The following is a 17,373-nucleotide window of genomic DNA, read 5'->3' on the forward strand; positions in this document are numbered from 1 at the left end:
GATGGATTCAAACGCTCGCCGCGTTGCTCAGGCAAGAAGCGATCATCAAGCGAATGCTGTTTGATCCATGTGATTGATAGGAGTCCGATGCGGCTTTGGCGTTCAGACGGATCTGCAGATGACGCAGGCTGAATGCCGATAGGGCTTGAGTCACTTACGCCGGTGCTCTAGATTCATCGCTCGACAAACGTCTGGATAACCGTAATGCCAGCTACTTCTCCACAGACGCTTCACCCTCAGGTCCTGCGTGCTGGCGACGCCGTGGCGTTGGTATCGCCTGCCGGGCCTGTTGACCCCGGCAAAATCGACGCTGCGGTCGCGGTACTCAAGGGGTGGGGGCTGCGTCCGCGTGTCTATCCGCATGCACTGGGCAAATACTCATTCTATTCGGGGACCGACGAGGAGCGGCTTGCTGACCTTAACGCCGCACTGGCTGATCCGGAGATCCGTGCGGTCATCTGCAACCGCGGCGGCTATGGCGTGCAGCGAATTGTTCAGCAGGTGGATATGGACGCTGTGCGTCGTGACCCCAAGCTGGTGACCGGCTTTTCCGATATCACCGCGCTGCATGGTGCGCTGTGGAACCATGCACGTCTGGCCACTATTCATGGCCCGGTCGCCTCGCAGCTGGAACGCGGTGGCCTGTTCGTCAGCGGCATGCACCATGTGCTGATGAGTACCGAGCCGGTATTGCTCAAGGCCGATCATGCCTCACCAACGGCGAAGGTCAGAACCGGCGGCAGCGCGCAGGGCCTGTTGCTGGGCGGCAATCTGTGCATCCTCGATACCTCGGTGGGTACGCCGTTCATGCCCGACATGACCGGTGCGATTTTGCTCATCGAAGAGGTCAACGAACCGGCCTATCGGGTTGACCGCATGCTGACCCATCTGGGTAACTGCGGCATCCTTGCGCGTCTGGCGGGTATCGCGGTGGGCGAGTTCACCCCGGCCGCGAACACCGGCGGCACCATCAGCCCCGCCGATGTGCTGCTGGAACGGCTGGGCAGTCTGGGCATTCCGGTGCTGGGCGGCTTGCCGGTAGGGCATGGAGATCTCAATCAGGCCGTGCCCTTGGGAACGCAGGCAATACTCGATGCAGATGCCGGAACCTTGCTGGTGTCAGCCACTGCCCGGAGTTGATCGCTCTTATGACGTGGGCTTGAGGCAGGCTTATCCGGCCTTGCGTGCATTGAGGATCAGCATGGTCAGCAGGCCCGCAACAATGCCCCAGAATGCCGAACCTATGGAAAACAGCGTCAGCCCTGAGGCCGTCACCATGAAGGTGATAAGAGCGGGTTCGCGCTCGCGGGGCTCGGCCATGGCCACGGTCAGGCCATTGGTGATCGAACCGAGCAGCGCCAGTGCGGCAATCGAGATCATCAGCTCCGTGGGGAACGCACTGAACAGACCTGCCAGCGTGGCGCCGAAAATCCCGGCGATTGCGTAGAAAATCCCGGCCCAGATCGCCGCTGTGTAGCGTTTGGACTTGTCTTCGTGCGCATGAGGGCTGGTACAGATGGCGGCGCTGATGGCGGCCAGGTTGATGCCGTGGCAGCCGAACGGTGCGGTAAGCAAAGAGGCAAAGCCTGTTACCGATATCAGCGGTGAGGTAGGCGGGTAGTAACCGTCGGCTCGCAACACCGCCACACCCGGCATGTTCTGTGAGGTCATGGCCACCACGAACAGCGGAATGCCGATGCTGACCGTCGCGGCCCAGGAAAACTCGGGAGTGGTCCAGACCGGCGCGGCGACTTGCAGCGCCAGACCGCTGAAGTTCAGCAAGCCCAGCGCGCCCGATATCCCGATGCCGACCAGCAGTGCGAGCAGCACCGAGTAGCGTGGGGAAAGACGCTTCACCACCAGATACGTGAAAAACATGCCCAACACCAGGCCGGTGCGGTGCTGGGCGGCGATGAAGATTTCACTGCCGATCCTGAACAGGATTCCCGCCAGCAAGGCCGCAGCCAGCGAGGCTGGCAAACGCCTCACGATACGTTCGAAGCTGCCCGTTACGCCGCACAGGATGACCAGCAGCGCGCTGGTCATGAACGCGCCAATCGCCTGCGGGTATGCCACACCACCCAGACTGGTGATCAGCAGTGCGGCGCCGGGTGTGGACCACGCGACAGTAATCGGCATGCGGTAGCGCAACGAAAGGCCGATGCTGCACACCGCCATGCCCATGAACAACGCCCACAGCCAGGACGAAATCTGCACGCTGCTCAGACCGGCCGCCTGTCCGGCCTGAAACATCAGCACCAGTGAGCTGGTGCAGCCAGTCATCATGGCAATGAAGCCGGCAACCACCGCAGACGGCGATGAGTCGGTCAGCGGGCGCAATGGTGCCTTTAGGGTTTCGTTCATGCAGGGCGTTCCTTGAAGCGGGCAGGTAGCAAAGGACGCCAAGCCTAAACGTATGGTCGCGTGGCTTTACGATACAGCGATACGAGTAAACGCCAGCACAGTTGCGACAGTGGCATTTACTCGACGTCAGTCCCGATTGGACACGCACCGGATTGCAGTGTCTGGCCCAGCGCCAGGTTGACTGTCATCCAGCCATCCACCGCTTCCTGACCCGCTTCGGCGAACACCCGTTGCAGCAGCTTGACCTGTTCACGCCGCAACGCCTGCTCGAAACGGGCGCCTTCATCGGTGAGCCCGAGTAGTCGTTTGCGTTTGTCGGTTTCCGGGGCGGTGCTGTGTACCAGGTCCATGCCGATCAGTTGGCGCAACGGGGCATTGAGCGCCTGCTTGCTCACGCCCAATACCGTGAGCAGTTCCTTGACGCTCAGTTCGGGATAGCGAGCGATGAAAAATACAATGCGCTGATGCACGCGACTGAAGCCGCGCTTGGCCAGCATTTCATCAGCCTTGGCGGTGAAAGCCTGATAGCCGAAGAAGAAGGCTTCCATGGCCATTTGTTGATTGGCAGGTTTTTTTAAGTCAAGCATGTTGACGTATCCGGGGTGGGCGTCGTAATTTGAGTCAACAAGTTTGACTTATTTTCCTTCGTCTCGGCTACAGGTAAGTGCCATGGCTTTTTCCGAACGCGTTTCCCGTCTGAAAAGTTCCCTGATTCGCGAGATCCTCGCCGCCGCTCAGCACCCGCAAGTGATGTCGTTCGCCGGTGGCCTGCCTGCCGAGTCGATGCTGCCCAAAGTCGAGTGGGCTGACATGCCTGTTTCTCTGGGCCAGTACGGCATGAGCGAGGGCGAACCTGCGCTGCGCGAAGCGCTGGCTGCCGACGCCCGCGCCCTGGGTATTGCTTGCGATGCCAGTCAGGTCATGGTGGTCAGTGGTTCTCAACAGACGCTGGACCTTGCGGCCAAGCTCTACATCGACAAAGGCACCGAGATTCTGCTTGAAGCACCCACCTACCTGGCGGCGCTGCAGATATTTCAGCTGTTTGGTGCCGACTGCATCACCGTGCCCCTGCAGGCCGAAGGCCCGGACCTGGTTGCCATGCGCCAGCGCCTGGAGCAGCACAGGCCCGCATTCGCCTACCTGATTCCGACGTTCCAGAACCCCTCGGCAGTGCGCTACAGCCAGGCCAGCCGCGATGCGGTTGCGGCTTTGCTTGACGAGTTCGGCGTCACGTTGATCGAGGATGAGCCGTACCGCGAGTTGAGTTTTGACGGCGGCAGTGCCAGGCCGATTGTCAGCGGCCTGAAGACAGCAAGCTGGATCTAGACCGGCACGGTCTCCAAAACGCTATTGCCCGGCCTGCGTGTGGGTTATCTGATCGCCAGTCCCGATCTGTTTCCGCACCTGTTGCGCCTGAAGCAGTCCGCCGATCTACATACCAATCGCCTTGGCCAATGGCAGGCCTTGCAGTGGATCGGCACTGAGCACTATCGTGAACATCTGCTGACGCTGTGCGAGTTCTACCGTGGTCGCCGGGATGCATTCGAGGATGCCTTGCAGACGCATTTTTCAGACCTGGCCGAGTGGAACAGCCCGCAAGGTGGATTGTTCTTCTGGCTGACCCTGAAACAGCCGCTGGACACCCGTACCTTGCTGGATGCCGCGTTGGCGCAGGACGTCGCGTTCATGCCGGGCGAACCTTTTTTTGCTGACCCGGACGCCAATCACGGCCATCTGCGCCTCAATTTCAGTCATATCGACCCGGCGCGTCTGAATGAAGGCATAAAACGACTGGCGTCCGTGGTCCGTGCGGCACAGAATCTGAAAGCCGCCTGATCAGAGCCGGCAATACAGGCATATCGAGGGAGCAGGCGATGTACAAGGTTTATGGCGATTACAACTCGGGCAACTGCTACAAGGTCAAGTTGATGCTTAACCTGTTGGGCAGTGAGTACGAGTGGGTGCCGGTCGATATTCTTAATGGCGAAACCCAGACCCCGGCTTTTCTGGAGAAGAACCCAAACGGCAAGATCCCGGTGTTGGAACTGGAAGACGGCACTTATCTATGGGAGTCCAATGCGATTCTCAATTTTCTGGCTGATGGTTCCAGGTATCTTCCGAGCGAACCGCGGCTGCGTACCCAGGTACTGCAATGGCAGTTTTTCGAGCAGTACAGCCATGAGCCGTCAGTGGCGGTTGCCCGTTTCATCCAGTTCTATCTGGGCTTTCCGGCTGAACGCATGACTGAGTATCGGGCCATGCAGAAATCCGGTTATCGAGCGCTGGCGGTCATGGAGCAGCAGCTTGATCGCACACCGTTTCTGGTCGGTGAGAATTTCTCCATCGCCGATATCGCCTTGTACGCCTACACCCACGTCGCTCATCAGGGCGGTTTCGATCTGGCACCTTACACCGGAATTCGGCGCTGGCTGGATCGGGTCAAGGCGCAGCCCGGTTATATCGATATGCTGGATTGATGCACCCATTGGCTGAATAAAAGGAAATTTATGCGTGTTTCAATAGCACTTCTGGCCGCTTTCATCGCGCTGGGTATCGGCTGCTCGGCACAGGCTCAGGATTGCGATGCCAATCAGGCCAGTATGAATCAGTGTGCTGCCAATGAGCTGTCGGCGCTCGATGCTGATCTCAACAAGCAGTACAAGGCGCAGATGACGTGGCTGAAGACGCCGGCCAAAAAGCAGGCGTTCAAGGATGCACAACTGAAGTGGATAGCCCTGCGTGACGCCGATTGCCTGTATCAGGCTGGCAAGCCCGAGGATTCAGGCTCCATATGGCCGTTGCTGCAATCGCAATGCCTGGCTGACCAGACCCGCGTGCGCCTCAAGCAGTTGCAAGCCTATGTCGCATGCCGCGAGGAAGGTTGCCCGCGTTGAGGCACGTCGGGCACGAGGTGTTCAGATCGCGCCGAACCGCTGATTCAGGTAGTCGATAATGACCTTGGATTCGTACATCCACACGGTTTTGTCGCCTTCTTCGATTCGCAGGCAAGGCACTTTGATTTTGCCGCCCTCGTTAAGCAGCGTCTGACGGTCAAGCTCGTTGTTCTTCGCATCGCGCAAAGCGACAGGAACATTGAGACGGTGCAGGGTGCGACGGGTTTTCACGCAGAACGGGCAGGCGTGGAACTGGTACAGCGTCAGGTCCTGAGCCGCCTCAGCGACAGCCGCCTGGGCCTGCGGATCGCGCTTTTTCCTGCTCGGGCGGGTCAGGAAGTCGATACCGATGACGAGCTGGCCAAGGCCGACTCTTAACGCTTTCATGAACACGGTCATACCTCTTGCGGACAGTGGCGGGAATCGGCCGGACGTTCAGCGTGCGCCGTGGCACGTGAACGCTGGCTGAACGGGTCACTTGATCAGGCTGAGAAATTCACTGCGAGTGGCAGCATTTTCACGGAATTCGCCGAGCATCACTGACGTGATCATGGCCGAGTTCTGCTTCTCGACACCGCGCATCATCATGCACATGTGCTTGGCTTCGATCACCACTGCCACACCCAGTGCACCGGTAACCTGCTGGATGGCCTCGGCGATCTGACGGCTGAGGTTTTCCTGGATCTGCAGGCGGCGGGCGTACATATCAACGATCCGCGCCACTTTCGACAGGCCCAGCACCTTGCCATTGGGAATGTAGGCGACATGTGCCTTGCCAATGAACGGCAGCAGATGATGCTCGCACAGCGAGTACAGCTCGATGTCCTTGACCATGACCATTTCACTGGCATCGGAGCTGAACAGCGCGCCGTTGGTGACTTCTTCCAGCGTTTGCGCGTAACCGCGACACAGGTACTGCATGGCCTTGGCGGCGCGTTTGGGGGTGTCCAGCAGACCTTCGCGCGAGACGTCCTCGCCCAGTTGCCCGAGTATGGCGGTGTAATTCTGTTCCAGTGTCACAGGGGTGTGTTTCCGTGTGGGTTTCGATGGGTGCGAGGGCAGGCCCGTCGCCGACGGCGCACATAGTAACTTACGCAAGAGTGCGGGTGCACGGCAGCGCTGCAAATCAACCGGGCGTTATGCGTTTTGTATCGTAGCGCTTACACGTTGGCGACCAGATCGCTACCCACTTCCCCGGCACCGCGCTGTCTGACTGTGCAGGTTATTAATCAATTGCCTGTGGAGAGAGTGAATCCGGATGTTGAGTCGAGTAGCAAAAATAGCGTTGTTCGCAATCGTACTGTCGTCGGTTTCCGGCTGCTGGCCGTTTTGGCCTGGTCCGGGCGGACATGGCGGCGGCCATCATGAAGGGGGTGGACCTGGTGGCCCCGGCGGTCCTGGCCCGCGCTGAGTAATACGCCGGGCAGCAGATTGCTGTCCGGCAAGAGGGGCGCGAGGAGGATTACTCGTCGCGTCCTTCCATCATGGTGCGTCTGAGTATCACGTACACCGCACCCGCACCCCCATGTTTGGCCAGGCATGAACAAAAGCCCAGTACCTGCGAATGCTGACGCAGCCAGGTGTTGACGTGGCTCTTGATCATGGGGCGCTTGCCGTCCAGGCGTACCGCCTTGCCGTGGGTGACACGTACGCAGCGTATTTCCAGTCGGGTCGCTTCAGCCAGAAACTCCCACAGCGTCTCACGCGCCACTTCCACACTCATGCCGTGTAAGTCCAGGCTGCCTTCGAAGCTGATCTGCCCGAGCTTGAGCTTGCGCATCTGGCCTTCCTGTACGCCGTCGCGCGACCAGCTCAGGATATCTTCCGGACCGACATCGATCACGAATTGATCCGACAAGCCGTCGACGGTCACCGAATCGGTGCGCACAGTCGCCGACTGACGCAGGCGGGCCAGCATTTTTCGATCGGTCTTGGGTTTGCCGACATCGGCGTGTTCATGCTTGAGCGGCTTTACGCCGCGCGTTTCGCTTCTGAACAGGGAAAAATCGTCGTCTTGCATGGGACCTCCGCGAAGGAAGCCATTCTAACCGTTCAAGCGCCAGGGTCAGTTGTGTTTTTTCATCAGGTGCGCCGAGATACTCAAGCCGCTGGCACTGCGTTGACGGCGGCAGCGGCGCCATAGCCAGACACCCAGATAAAGCACCAGCAACCCGCCGACGGCGACAAATGCGGCGCCTTCAGGGCTGGCATTCAGCTCGCCGAGCATCTGCGGGTGAACGGTCAGGCTGGAAACTCCGGCAACGGTCAGCAACACGCCTGACGCCAAAAGAAGCAGCGCGATCAGCGTACCGATGCGTTTGCCCCAGTTGCCCTGACCCCTGGGGCGCAGGCGACGTGCATCGAAACCATCTGACGTTTTCATGCCTTTTCCTCAATAGGTATCGGCTCAATGGAGTATCGGCGCTGTGACCCGGAGAAGAAGGGGTGGTTCCCGCCTCCGGGATGATACGAGCCGGCAAGGGATAGGCGGTTATGTGAGTACGCCCACACAACCACTCGTTCCGGCGCAGATCAGATCAGGTCTTTGGTCAGCGCCAGTGTGGCGAAGTTGTCGGCCATGATCGCCATCTCGGTTCTATGCACCACCTGCGCGCTGACGACGCCGTGCGGGCTCGGCAAGTCTCGGGTTGCGCAGGCATCGTCGACCAGTGTGCAGCGATAACCATAGTCCTTGGTAGCGCGAACCGTGGTGCTGATGCTCGAGTGGCTCATGAAGCCGCAGACGATCAGGTCCAGATGACCCAGCTTTTGCAGAAGATCATGCAGCCCGGTGCCGTTGAAAGCGTTGGGCAGGCGTTTTTCGACCAGATGTTCGTCGTCCTTTGGTAACAGCTCCGGCACCAGTTGACCGCGCTCGCCCTGTGGGTCGAACAGGCCGCCCACAGTGCCCAGATGGCGAATATGAACAATCGGGCACTTGACCGCACGGGCCTTCTCGACCAATTGGCAGATGTTGGCCAGGGCTTCGTCGACACCGGTCAGGGCCAGCGGGCCGCTGAGGTATTCTTTCTGGGCATCGATGATGATCAGCGTCGCATTGCTCAAATTGGCGGGCGCATGCACCCGGCCGCTGAGTTGGAACATGGTCTTTAAATCGGACATTCACGGGCTCCTTGGTGTGGGGCTTTTGTGACATTGTCCTCTGGCTGAGGCGTTCTGGGAATGGCAACCATCGCAGGCCACGGTTTTTATGGCCTGCAGGGCAGTTGGCGGTGGGGGTGGCTGGCGGTTTGCCTTGATGGCAGTACGCGAATCATGGAAACTTCCACGCCTATCGGGTACGAAGAATGTGCATTGTTCGGAACCAGACTTTTCACCGTGGCTCGTCTTACAGCAGCTCGTCGCCTTTTCAAGGAGTTTGTCCATGATCACTTCCCGTTTGCGTACCGTGCGCGACCATATACGGTGGGCCGTCAGCCGCTTTCACGAGGAAGACGTATTTTTCGGTCATGGCACCGACAATGCCTGGGATGAAGCGCGGCAGTTGGTGCTGGGCGCATTGCATCTGCCTTGGGAAATCGCCGACAGCTACCTGGATTGCCGCCTGGAAGTCGATGAAATATCCGAACTGCAACGCCTGATCAAACGCCGAATCGATGACCGTGTGCCAACGCCGTATCTGCTGGGCGAAGCCTGGTTCTGCGGTATGTCGTTCATTGTCGATGACCGTGTATTGATCCCGCGTTCACCTATTGCCGAACTGATCGAAGAGCGTTTCGCGCCCTGGCTGGCCAACGAACCAGCCCTGATTCTGGACCTGTGCACTGGCTCCGGTTGCATCGGTATCGCCTGTGCCGAGGTGTTTCCCGAAGCCGAGGTGGCCCTGGCCGACTTGTCCTACGACGCACTGGAGGTGGCTAACCAGAACATCGAGCGTCACGGCATGGAGGATCGCGTCTACACCGTGCAGGGCGACGGGTTCGACGGTTTGCCGGGTCAGCGCTTCGACCTGATCGTGTCCAACCCGCCCTATGTGGACGCCGAAGACTTTGCCGACATGCCCGACGAGTATCAGCATGAGCCTGAGCTGGCGCTGGCCTGTGGCAGCGATGGTCTGAACCTGGTACGCCGTATGCTTGCGCAGGCAGCCGATCACCTGAACGAGAAAGGCTTGCTGATCGTCGAAGTAGGCAACAGCCAGGTACACGTGCAGGCGCTGTACCCGGAAGTCGATTTCGCCTGGCTGGATTTCCAGCGCGGTGGTCACGGGGTGTTCATGCTCACAGCAGAACAGTGCCGCAACCATCAGGCGTTGTTCCAGTCGAAGGTTTGATAGGGAAGACTGAGAGAAGGGGGAGCTGAGATCAGCTCCTTTTTTTATCGGTGGGTCGCGATCCAGATCAACAGTCCCGCCTGAAACACCGCGAAGGTCACCAGACAGGCAATCGTGAAGCGCAGACCGGCGTCCTCGCGCTTGTACTTGCCGACCCGGTCCTCGTGCTGGCGAATGGTCACTTCCTGTTCGATCAGGTTCTTCTCGGCCTTTTCCAGCATTTGCGAGGCTTCGAGAATTTCGATGATCTGCACCTTGTCGTTGTTCCAGGTGCTGTGCAGGTTGCCGACGTGTACGTCCTTGATGGTGCCTTTCATGTGCTGGGCATCGGCGTACGCTACTTCAAAACCCAAGGTGCGCAGAAAGTGGTCACGACGCAGGCGTGTGTCTTCGTTCAGGCCGTCCTTGCTCGCCAGCGCTACGCCTTCAATCTTGTAGGATGACCATCTTTTCTGCGCCCAATGCACGGCATGGGCGATCATGAAACGACCGATGCCGCGGTTCCACGGCTCAATCTGCAAGCCTGATTCGGGACCGAAGCGCACAGTGCGCTTTTCGTGATCGGCCCAGACATCCAGATTGTTCTGCTCCTTGCGGACTCGTTGGCCTGGCAGCTGCACATTGATGCGCAGCAGGCTCAATTCCTTGCTGTGCCGCTCGGCACGACCAAACTGCACAAAACGCAAGGGCCGTCCGCCGGTGGCGCGGTCGGTAGGCTGTGGTGCCAGACGCAACATCTGAAAGTTCTCGGGCAGAACGTCTTCCCACGGCTGCGGCGGTGCCTGAACCTCGGCTTCTACGCTTTCGGGTGCTGCAGTGGTTTCAGTCATGATATTCGCTTCAGTCATAATGGTGTCCTTTCCTGGGCCTTGCACCGGGATACTTGCAACGGAACAAGAAGCCAGCAAACCGCTATCGGCCAGATATCCGAAGACTGAAGGGTTTGCAATTATCTGACGTCAGATTTTTTTCCTGGTTGGGGCAGGGCCTTGATGAAGGCCAGGATCCGCTTGGTCACTTCACTGGCCAGCGGCTGGGTCGGGTTGCGGTAGGACAACAACTGCTGCTGTAAGTCGTCTGGCACGATACGCAGCACATGATTCATTCCGTCGATCAGGGCCAGTTCAGCATCCGGTCTGGCTTTTTGCAGCAGCAGGGCATCGCCCACGCCCACCTGAATGTCGTTGCGCCCCTGAACGATCAGCGCCGGAATGTGCACCGCAGCGAAGGCTGCGGCGGGGTCCTGGCGAAACAGCGAGATCAGATACGGCTGGACACTGGGGCGAAATACCACTTCCAGCTCGGCGGGCACGTTGTCGTCGGTCTTGCCCGCCTTCAGTTCATCGAGCAACTGATTGCTGCGTTGCAGCAGATCCGGTGGCAAGCGCTCCTGAAATTGTTCGCGCAGCACCTGATCGACAGGCCGTCCGGTGCCCGCCACGGAAATCAGCGCCGCTGCACCCACTTTTTCAGCCGCCAGCGTCGCCACCAGCGCACCCTCGCTGTGGCCCAGAAGAATCAGCTGGCCAAGGCGCGGGTTGGCTTTGAGCGCTCTGGCCCAGAGTTGAACATCGTCCACGTAGCGCTCGACGCTCAGATTACGTTCATCCGGCGTGACTGCCTTGCTGGCTGCGACGCCGCGTTTGTCGTAGCGCACGCTGGCGATATTGTTTTTAGCCAGAACCACCGCCAGGCGTTTCATGCTGTCGTTGCGTCCACCCTCAGGGTTGTTGCCGTCGCGGTCGGTGGGGCCGGAACCGGCGATGATCAGCACCACCGGGACCGGTTTGTCCGATCGGGGCATCAGCAGAGTGCCGTACAGTTTGCCGTTTTCGGTATCCACCGTGATCGGCCGCTGCACCACGCTGGGCGCCGCAGCACTGGCTGTTCCGGCGATTAGGCTCAGGGTCAATGTTATCGGCAGGGCCAGCAGACGCAGCGCGTTTGGTACTCGAAGCAGGGAATTACCGGATAACATCGCAAGGCCATCATGGGGAGAGTCTCGCTTGGACGCGCGGCGTGACAGAAGGTTCGAGGATGAACTGAACCGCGAGCCTGCGTATACTGGCGCGCTTGGTTTAACGATCTGGTTTTTTGGCTGATTTTTCGGAGCGCCCGCATGTCCGGCAACACTTTCGGCAAGCTGTTCACTGTCACCACCGCCGGCGAAAGCCACGGCCCGGCGCTGGTCGCTATCGTCGACGGCTGCCCGCCGGGGCTGGAGCTGGACCTGCAAGACCTGCAGCGTGATCTGGACCGGCGCAAGCCAGGCACCAGCCGTCACACCACGCAGCGTCAGGAGGCCGATGAGGTCGAGATCCTCTCCGGCGTCTTCGAGGGCAAAACCACCGGTGCCTCCATAGGCCTGCTGATCCGCAACACTGACCAGAAGTCCAAGGACTATTCGGCCATCAAGGACCTGTTCCGTCCGGCCCATGCCGATTACACCTACCACCACAAGTACGGTATTCGCGATTACCGCGGCGGCGGCCGCAGTTCGGCACGGGAAACCGCCATGCGCGTGGCAGCGGGGGCGATTGCCAAGAAATACCTGGCAACCCAGGGCATCGTCATTCGCGGCTACATGAGCCAGCTGGGCCCGATCCAGATCCCGTTCAAGACCTGGGATTCGGTAGAAGACAACGCGTTTTTCTGCCCCGACCCTGACAAGGTGCCGGAGCTGGAAGCCTACATGGACCAGCTGCGACGTGATCAGGACTCGGTCGGTGCGAAAATAACGGTGGTGGCCGAAGGCGTAATGCCCGGCCTCGGCGAGCCGATCTTTGATCGTCTGGACGCCGAGCTGGCACACGCGCTGATGAACATCAATGCGGTCAAGGGCGTGGAGATCGGTGCCGGTTTCGACTGCGTTGCACAACGCGGCACCGAGCACCGCGACGAGATGACCCCACTGGGTTTCCTGTCCAATCAGGCGGGCGGCATTCTCGGCGGCATTTCCTCCGGCCAGCCGATCATTGCGCATCTGGCGCTCAAGCCAACCTCCAGCATCACCACGCCGGGGCGTTCGATCGATACCGATGGCAACGCGGCTGACGTCATCACCAAAGGCCGACACGACCCGTGTGTCGGCATTCGCGCCACACCGATTGCCGAGGCGATGATGGCCATCGTGTTGCTCGATCATCTGCTGCGTCATCGCGGTCAGAACGCCGATGTCAGCGTCAACACGCCTGTGCTGGGACAGTTGTAATGCGCGCTGTCACGGTCGCGGACTGCTAGCGTGACGCAAACATCCGGCGGACAGCTTCCTTACTGGCGGCTGTCCGGGTTCTACGTGTGCTATTTCGCCTTGCTCGGCCTGTCTGCGCCGTTCATGGCCCTTTATCTTCATCACTTGGGTTTTTCCAGCTCACGCATAGGCGAACTGATCGCCATCCCTATGCTGATGCGCTGCGTTGCGCCCAATCTCTGGGGGTGGCTGGGTGATCACACCGGTTGGCGTCTGACCATTGTGCGTTCTGGCGCCATCTGCACGTTGTTGGCGTTTTCGCTGATTCTGGTCGAAAAAAGCTATGCCTGGCTGGCGATGGTCATGGCGCTCTATGCATTCTTCTGGCACGCCGTCCTTCCGCAGTTCGAAGTCATCACCCTCGCGCACCTGCAAGGCCAGACCTCGCGCTACAGCCAGATCCGCCTGTGGGGCTCGATCGGTTTCATTCTGGCGGTCGTGGTGCTGGGACGGGTGTTCGAATGGTTCAGTCTGGATCTGTTTCCTTACATCGCGCTGGCGATCATGGCCGGTATCGTTGTCAGCAGCTGGTGGGTGCCGAATGCGCATCCCTCACCGTCGAGCCGTGAAACCGTTTCGGGCGGCTTTCTCAGGCAACTGGCGCGTCCCGGTGTCTTGGCGTTCTACCTCAGTGTCGCGCTGATGGTGCTCAGCCATGGGCCGTATTACACCTTTTTGACCCTGCACCTCGAAGCGCTCGGCTACAGCCGTGGCCTGATCGGCCTGCTATGGGCGGTCGGCGTGGTGGCTGAAGTGCTGATGTTCATGGTCATGAGCCGGATTCTGCAGCGTTTCTCCGTGCGCCAGGTACTGTTCGTCAGCTTTCTGCTGGCCGCATTGCGCTGGCTGCTGCTGGGGCTGTTTGCCGATTACCTGACCGCGCTGCTGATTGCCCAGGTGATGCACGCCGCCACGTTCGGCAGCTTTCACGCCGCTGCCATTCATTTCGTGCAAAGTAGCTTTGGCCCGCGTCAGCAAGGACAGGGGCAGGCGCTGTATGCCGCACTGTCAGGCGTGGGTGGCGCGTTGGGTGCTCTGTATTCCGGTTACAGCTGGAACGCGCTGGGGCCAGCCTGGACGTTTGCCATTGCCAGCCTTGTCGCCTTTGCCGCAGCCATCATGATTATCACACCCAAGAAAGAGGAAGGTGTATGAGCCGCGAACAACTTAGCGTGGAAATAATCGAGGCCGGACGCTTCCTGTATGGCCGCGGCTGGTCGCCTGCCACCAGCAGCAATTACTCCGCGCGTCTTTCAGCCACCGAGGCGCTGCTGACCGTATCCGGCAAGCACAAGGGCCAGTTGGGTCCTGACGATGTGCTGGCTACCGATATGGCAGGCAACAGCCTGGAGCCCGGCAAAAAACCGTCTGCCGAAACCTTGCTGCACACCCAGTTGTACAGCAGCAGGCCACAGGTCGGCGCGGTGCTGCACACCCACTCGGTGAATGCGACGGTGCTGTCGAGGCTGACTGCCGCCGATCATCTGGTGTTCGAGGATTACGAGCTGCAAAAGGCCTTTCACGGCGTGGTCACTCATCAGTCGCAGGTCGTGGTACCGATTTTCGACAACGATCAGGATATTGCCCGTCTCGCCGCAAAGGTGCAGCCTTGGCTGGACGCCCATCCCGAGTGCGCTGGTTACCTGATCCGCGGTCACGGTCTCTACACCTGGGGGGCAAAAATGAGCGACGCCTTGCGCCAGATCGAAGCGTTCGAGTTTCTGTTTGAATGCGAACTTAAAATGCGCGCGGTATTGAACCGTTGAAAACGTCGTATTAAAACCAGCCTGTAAGCCTGACCTGCCTGTAAAAGCCGGAAGGTGGTGCCCCAAACCGAGGATTCATGCCATGAGCAGCCTGTCCGTTTTTCACGTTTCAAGCCCTGACACGCCCAACAAGGTGCTGACCCATCTGGAAGATATTGCTTCGACGCTGGGCGAGCACGGCGTGGCGTTCGACCGCTGGGAAGCGGCAGCGCCAATTACCCCCGGTGCCAGCCAGGAAGAAGTGATCAGCGCCTATCGTACCCAGATCGACAAGCTGATGACCGAGCATGGTTATGTCACCGTAGACGTCATCAGCCTCAACAGTGACCACCCGCAGAAAGCCGAATTGCGCGCCAAATTTCTTGAAGAGCATCGGCATGGTGAGGACGAAGTGCGCTTTTTCGTCGCCGGGCGGGGCTTGTTCACATTGCACATCGACGACTATGTGTACGCCGTGATGTGCGAAAAGAATGACCTGATTTCCGTACCGGCCGGCACCCGGCACTGGTTCGATATGGGCGAGAACCCGCATTTCGTTGCCATCCGCCTGTTCAACAATCCGGAAGGCTGGGTGGCGAATTTTACCGGTGAAGACATTGCTGGCCGTTTTCCACGGCTGGAAGACTGACAGGAGCCCGATTCTGATGCCCATCAAAGCTATCCTCACGGATATTGAAGGCACCACCAGCGCAGTGAGTTTCGTTTTCGACGTGCTGTTTCCGTTTGCCAAAAAGCACCTGCCCGGGTTTGTTCGGCAAAACGCCGGACAACCGGCAGTGGCGTCGCAGCTGCAAGCGGTACGCACCGAGGCCGGCGAGCCTGACGCCGATGTCGAGCGGGTTATTGCAATACTGCTGGAATGGATTGCCGAAGACCGCAAGGCCACACCGCTGAAGGCGTTGCAGGGCATGGTCTGGGAGCAGGGCTATAACGCCGGACAGCTCAAGGGCCATGTTTATCCGGATGCTGTCGATGCCTTGAAACACTGGCATCAACAGGGCTACAGGCTTTACGTTTATTCCTCGGGCTCAATTCAGGCTCAGCAATTGATTTTCGGCTGTTCCGAGGCGGGCGATCTGTCCGGTCTGTTCAGTGGTTACTTCGATACGACGTCCGGCCCCAAGCGCGAAGCGCAGTCCTACCGGACGATTGCGCAGGCAATCGAGTGTCCTGCCGAGAACATTCTGTTCCTCTCGGATATCGTCGAAGAGCTCGACGCAGCGCAGGCCGCTGGCATGATCACCTGCGGTCTGGCGCGTGACGGCGGGGTGCTTGTGGGTCACAGATATGTGAGCAGTTTCGCGCTCATCGACCCTGCTTCGTTCTAAACGACATCAGCCTGTCGTGCACGGCATTGTCCTGATGCCGCAGCATGCAAATCTGCCTGCCGCGAGGCTTGCACGCTATTTTCTGTAAGGAGCGTGCTGCTTTTGAGTGGGACGTTGCCTACCTGAAAGTGCGTTGAATCTGTTTGTTCTGCTCGTCATTCTTCAACGCGATTATTCGTGTAAGTTCTGCGCCCATCGCCCGCTGAGTCACGGACAACACCTGTACCGATTCGCGGGCGCATAAGGAGCGGCAGCGGATGTGCAGTGCCATTAAAGAAAGCGCAAGCAGGGACTTATTGATACAGCAGATGGTGAGCACGATCAGCGAACTCGATGGCCAGACCGCCATCGAGAATGCCCTCGAATGGCTAAGGCGCGAATGCAATAGTGAGCGGGCGATGTTCTATCAGTTCAAAGGGCCGGTGCTGCTGACGTTCATTACCTGCAATGTCGATGATGCCTGGGGCAAGGCTTACCGCCAGCGCGAGTTCATCACCCAGGATCCGGTCATCCGCTGTTATCGCAATCAGTTGGGATTTGTGAACTGGCAGGATGCATTCAGACAGTATCCGGTGTCAGCGTGTTACGAAGAAATCGTCGTTACGTGCGAACTGCTTCCGGCCATTTCCTACGGTTACATGAACCATTGCCGTGGTGCCGACAGCGTGACGTCGGTTTGTACGCTGGGTGAAGTGGGGCGAGCGATCTCCGCTGAACAAAAATACCTCATGAGCAGTCTCATGCCGGTGCTGCACAGCGTTGCGCGGGGTTTGAAGTTCTGCTCTCGCGGTTTGACCCATCGGGAACTGGAGGTACTGCAGTGGGCCAGGGATGGAAAAACTGCCTGGGAGATCTCAATGATCCGCGACGTGTCGGAGTCGACGGTGAAGTATCACCTCAAGACCATCTATTCCAAGCTGGGTGTCGCCAATAGGGCGCAGGCGGTAGGCGAAGCGCTTTGCCGGGGTTTGATCAGGTAATCGACACCTGAAAACGCGGGCAAAAAAAAGCCGCGAGAACAAGGTGTAATCGCGGCAAACAAGGGATGAGAGCGTACAGCAGGTGCCGCCTGTCAAGGCGGCGGGAAAATCAACGGGTGTGGTAAGTCGGCAGGTCGAAGCGGTGCTGACTTTGCAGCATCGAAATAGCTGGCAACTCGCTGGCTTGTGCAGCCAGGTCGCGGCGGATAGCACTGATTACCCATTCCAGCTGGACCGGAGTGTGCAACTGAGCATAAGACACGGAGCGACGGATCTGCTTGCCATCGTGAGTACGCAGTGACAACAGAACACCACCATCAGGACGTGGCTGAGTGGTAACGGTGTAGTCGGAGAATACGGAAGCGAATTTTTCTTGAATAAAAGTCATGTCAGGCGGCTCCATTGCTCATGGGATAATAAGCTTGGAAGTACTATTGCAGTGTCTGTGCCAGTCTTTAACTTAAAATAAATCCTTTAAAATCAACAACTTGAAATAT

Annotated in this window: 20 protein-coding genes and 1 pseudogene; 11 read left to right on the forward strand and 10 right to left on the reverse strand. The window is 58.9% G+C overall.

Annotated features, from left to right (window positions below; all coding sequences use genetic code 11):
- Positions 1-204: 204 nt before the first annotated feature.
- Positions 205-1,140, forward strand: coding sequence for an LD-carboxypeptidase (locus FFH21_RS09485; RefSeq protein ID WP_011168220.1), 936 nt, complete (start codon positions 205-207; stop codon positions 1,138-1,140).
- Positions 1,141-1,170: 30 nt separating this feature from the next.
- Here FFH21_RS09485 and FFH21_RS09490 read toward each other — a convergent pair whose 3' ends face one another.
- Both FFH21_RS09490 and FFH21_RS09495 read right to left on the reverse strand, forming a co-directional pair.
- Positions 1,171-2,364, reverse strand: coding sequence for a benzoate/H(+) symporter BenE family transporter (locus tag FFH21_RS09490; RefSeq protein WP_011168221.1), 1,194 nt, complete (start codon positions 2,362-2,364; stop codon positions 1,171-1,173).
- A gap of 116 nt (positions 2,365-2,480) precedes the next feature.
- Complete coding sequence (locus FFH21_RS09495) at positions 2,481-2,951, reverse strand: MarR family transcriptional regulator (RefSeq protein WP_004658431.1); 471 nt, start codon at positions 2,949-2,951, stop codon at positions 2,481-2,483.
- 82 nt (positions 2,952-3,033) lie between these two features.
- Between FFH21_RS09495 and FFH21_RS09500 the strand changes: the two are divergent.
- The 3 genes and pseudogenes from FFH21_RS09500 to FFH21_RS09510 all read left to right on the forward strand — a co-directional run bounded on the left by FFH21_RS09500 (position 3,034) and on the right by FFH21_RS09510 (position 5,258).
- Positions 3,034-4,200: pseudogene (locus FFH21_RS09500) on the forward strand (PLP-dependent aminotransferase family protein).
- A 38-nt stretch (positions 4,201-4,238) separates the two neighbouring features.
- Positions 4,239-4,841 carry a glutathione S-transferase family protein gene (locus FFH21_RS09505; protein ID WP_011168222.1) on the forward strand — a complete coding sequence of 201 codons (603 nt, stop codon included), beginning with the start codon at positions 4,239-4,241 and terminating at the stop codon, positions 4,839-4,841.
- 30 nt (positions 4,842-4,871) lie between these two features.
- Positions 4,872-5,258, forward strand: a complete 387-nt coding sequence (locus tag FFH21_RS09510; RefSeq protein WP_005782962.1) for a lysozyme inhibitor LprI family protein — start codon at positions 4,872-4,874, stop codon at positions 5,256-5,258.
- Positions 5,259-5,279: 21 nt separating this feature from the next.
- On the opposite strand, the gene FFH21_RS09515 is transcribed toward FFH21_RS09510, so the two are convergent.
- The 5 genes from FFH21_RS09515 to FFH21_RS09540 all read right to left on the reverse strand — a co-directional run bounded on the left by FFH21_RS09515 (position 5,280) and on the right by FFH21_RS09540 (position 8,381).
- Positions 5,280-5,657 (reverse strand): glutathione S-transferase N-terminal domain-containing protein, encoded by a 378-nt coding sequence (locus FFH21_RS09515; protein WP_004658436.1) that lies wholly within the window; start codon positions 5,655-5,657, stop codon positions 5,280-5,282.
- Between the two features lie 75 nt (positions 5,658-5,732).
- A complete protein-coding gene (gene folE, locus FFH21_RS09520; protein WP_002552836.1) occupies positions 5,733-6,278 on the reverse strand; it encodes a GTP cyclohydrolase I FolE in 546 nt (181 codons plus the stop codon).
- A gap of 442 nt (positions 6,279-6,720) precedes the next feature.
- Positions 6,721-7,278: a Smr/MutS family protein gene (locus tag FFH21_RS09530; RefSeq protein ID WP_005755898.1), complete on the reverse strand. Its 558-nt coding sequence runs from the start codon at positions 7,276-7,278 to the stop codon at positions 6,721-6,723.
- A 45-nt stretch (positions 7,279-7,323) separates the two neighbouring features.
- On the reverse strand, positions 7,324-7,641 hold the full coding sequence (locus FFH21_RS09535; protein WP_011168224.1) for a hypothetical protein: 318 nt from the start codon (positions 7,639-7,641) through the stop codon (positions 7,324-7,326).
- 149 nt (positions 7,642-7,790) lie between these two features.
- The gene (locus tag FFH21_RS09540) at positions 7,791-8,381 is read right to left on the reverse strand and encodes a cysteine hydrolase family protein (RefSeq protein ID WP_002552839.1); all 591 of its coding nucleotides are present in this window, start codon (positions 8,379-8,381) and stop codon (positions 7,791-7,793) included.
- A gap of 262 nt (positions 8,382-8,643) precedes the next feature.
- On the opposite strand from FFH21_RS09540, the gene prmB reads away from it, so the two are divergent.
- Positions 8,644-9,552 carry a 50S ribosomal protein L3 N(5)-glutamine methyltransferase gene (prmB, locus tag FFH21_RS09545; protein ID WP_004658439.1) on the forward strand — a complete coding sequence of 303 codons (909 nt, stop codon included), beginning with the start codon at positions 8,644-8,646 and terminating at the stop codon, positions 9,550-9,552.
- 44 nt (positions 9,553-9,596) lie between these two features.
- Here the strand turns inward: prmB and FFH21_RS09550 are convergent, their stop codons facing one another.
- Both FFH21_RS09550 and FFH21_RS09555 read right to left on the reverse strand, forming a co-directional pair.
- Positions 9,597-10,400, reverse strand: a complete 804-nt coding sequence (locus FFH21_RS09550) for a hypothetical protein (RefSeq protein ID WP_011168225.1) — start codon at positions 10,398-10,400, stop codon at positions 9,597-9,599.
- 101 nt (positions 10,401-10,501) lie between these two features.
- Positions 10,502-11,530 carry an alpha/beta hydrolase gene (locus tag FFH21_RS09555; protein WP_011168226.1) on the reverse strand — a complete coding sequence of 343 codons (1,029 nt, stop codon included), beginning with the start codon at positions 11,528-11,530 and terminating at the stop codon, positions 10,502-10,504.
- A gap of 141 nt (positions 11,531-11,671) precedes the next feature.
- On the opposite strand from FFH21_RS09555, the gene aroC reads away from it, so the two are divergent.
- The 6 genes from aroC to FFH21_RS09585 all read left to right on the forward strand — a co-directional run bounded on the left by aroC (position 11,672) and on the right by FFH21_RS09585 (position 16,876).
- Positions 11,672-12,763: a chorismate synthase gene (gene aroC, locus FFH21_RS09560; protein ID WP_011168227.1), complete on the forward strand. Its 1,092-nt coding sequence runs from the start codon at positions 11,672-11,674 to the stop codon at positions 12,761-12,763.
- A 30-nt stretch (positions 12,764-12,793) separates the two neighbouring features.
- On the forward strand, positions 12,794-13,957 hold the full coding sequence (locus FFH21_RS09565) for an MFS transporter (protein ID WP_011168228.1): 1,164 nt from the start codon (positions 12,794-12,796) through the stop codon (positions 13,955-13,957).
- Positions 13,954-14,568, forward strand: coding sequence for a methylthioribulose 1-phosphate dehydratase (locus tag FFH21_RS09570; protein WP_004658442.1), 615 nt, complete (start codon positions 13,954-13,956; stop codon positions 14,566-14,568). The genes FFH21_RS09565 and FFH21_RS09570 overlap by 4 nt, the downstream gene beginning before the upstream one ends.
- An 82-nt stretch (positions 14,569-14,650) precedes the next feature.
- On the forward strand, positions 14,651-15,196 hold the full coding sequence (locus FFH21_RS09575; RefSeq protein WP_011168229.1) for an acireductone dioxygenase: 546 nt from the start codon (positions 14,651-14,653) through the stop codon (positions 15,194-15,196).
- A 16-nt stretch (positions 15,197-15,212) separates the two neighbouring features.
- Positions 15,213-15,896: an acireductone synthase gene (gene mtnC / locus FFH21_RS09580; RefSeq protein ID WP_004665833.1), complete on the forward strand. Its 684-nt coding sequence runs from the start codon at positions 15,213-15,215 to the stop codon at positions 15,894-15,896.
- 257 nt (positions 15,897-16,153) lie between these two features.
- Positions 16,154-16,876 carry a LuxR family transcriptional regulator gene (locus tag FFH21_RS09585; protein WP_011168231.1) on the forward strand — a complete coding sequence of 241 codons (723 nt, stop codon included), beginning with the start codon at positions 16,154-16,156 and terminating at the stop codon, positions 16,874-16,876.
- 109 nt (positions 16,877-16,985) lie between these two features.
- Here the strand turns inward: FFH21_RS09585 and FFH21_RS09590 are convergent, their stop codons facing one another.
- Positions 16,986-17,264, reverse strand: a complete 279-nt coding sequence (locus FFH21_RS09590; protein ID WP_002552849.1) for a DUF3509 domain-containing protein — start codon at positions 17,262-17,264, stop codon at positions 16,986-16,988.
- Positions 17,265-17,373: the final 109 nt, after the last annotated feature.

The organism is Pseudomonas sp. KBS0707 (assembly GCF_005937945.2).
Classification (GTDB): Bacteria; Pseudomonadota; Gammaproteobacteria; order Pseudomonadales; family Pseudomonadaceae; genus Aquipseudomonas; species Aquipseudomonas amygdali.

What these genes read in the sequence shown, in the direction of transcription:
- FFH21_RS09485 (WP_011168220.1), top strand. Translation starts at nt 205, where the DNA reads ATGCCAGCTACTTCTCCACAGACGCTTCACCCTCAGGTCCTGCGTGCT.
- FFH21_RS09490 (WP_011168221.1), bottom strand. Translation starts at nt 2,364, where the DNA reads ATGAACGAAACCCTAAAGGCACCATTGCGCCCGCTGACCGACTCATCG.
- FFH21_RS09495 (WP_004658431.1), bottom strand. Translation starts at nt 2,951, where the DNA reads ATGCTTGACTTAAAAAAACCTGCCAATCAACAAATGGCCATGGAAGCC.
- FFH21_RS09505 (WP_011168222.1), top strand. Translation starts at nt 4,239, where the DNA reads ATGTACAAGGTTTATGGCGATTACAACTCGGGCAACTGCTACAAGGTC.
- FFH21_RS09510 (WP_005782962.1), top strand. Translation starts at nt 4,872, where the DNA reads ATGCGTGTTTCAATAGCACTTCTGGCCGCTTTCATCGCGCTGGGTATC.
- FFH21_RS09515 (WP_004658436.1), bottom strand. Translation starts at nt 5,657, where the DNA reads ATGACCGTGTTCATGAAAGCGTTAAGAGTCGGCCTTGGCCAGCTCGTC.
- FFH21_RS09530 (WP_005755898.1), bottom strand. Translation starts at nt 7,278, where the DNA reads ATGCAAGACGACGATTTTTCCCTGTTCAGAAGCGAAACGCGCGGCGTA.
- FFH21_RS09535 (WP_011168224.1), bottom strand. Translation starts at nt 7,641, where the DNA reads ATGAAAACGTCAGATGGTTTCGATGCACGTCGCCTGCGCCCCAGGGGT.
- FFH21_RS09540 (WP_002552839.1), bottom strand. Translation starts at nt 8,381, where the DNA reads ATGTCCGATTTAAAGACCATGTTCCAACTCAGCGGCCGGGTGCATGCG.
- prmB (WP_004658439.1), top strand. Translation starts at nt 8,644, where the DNA reads ATGATCACTTCCCGTTTGCGTACCGTGCGCGACCATATACGGTGGGCC.
- FFH21_RS09550 (WP_011168225.1), bottom strand. Translation starts at nt 10,400, where the DNA reads ATGACTGAAGCGAATATCATGACTGAAACCACTGCAGCACCCGAAAGC.
- FFH21_RS09555 (WP_011168226.1), bottom strand. Translation starts at nt 11,530, where the DNA reads ATGTTATCCGGTAATTCCCTGCTTCGAGTACCAAACGCGCTGCGTCTG.
- aroC (WP_011168227.1), top strand. Translation starts at nt 11,672, where the DNA reads ATGTCCGGCAACACTTTCGGCAAGCTGTTCACTGTCACCACCGCCGGC.
- FFH21_RS09570 (WP_004658442.1), top strand. Translation starts at nt 13,954, where the DNA reads ATGAGCCGCGAACAACTTAGCGTGGAAATAATCGAGGCCGGACGCTTC.
- FFH21_RS09575 (WP_011168229.1), top strand. Translation starts at nt 14,651, where the DNA reads ATGAGCAGCCTGTCCGTTTTTCACGTTTCAAGCCCTGACACGCCCAAC.
- mtnC (WP_004665833.1), top strand. Translation starts at nt 15,213, where the DNA reads ATGCCCATCAAAGCTATCCTCACGGATATTGAAGGCACCACCAGCGCA.
- FFH21_RS09585 (WP_011168231.1), top strand. Translation starts at nt 16,154, where the DNA reads ATGTGCAGTGCCATTAAAGAAAGCGCAAGCAGGGACTTATTGATACAG.
- FFH21_RS09590 (WP_002552849.1), bottom strand. Translation starts at nt 17,264, where the DNA reads ATGACTTTTATTCAAGAAAAATTCGCTTCCGTATTCTCCGACTACACC.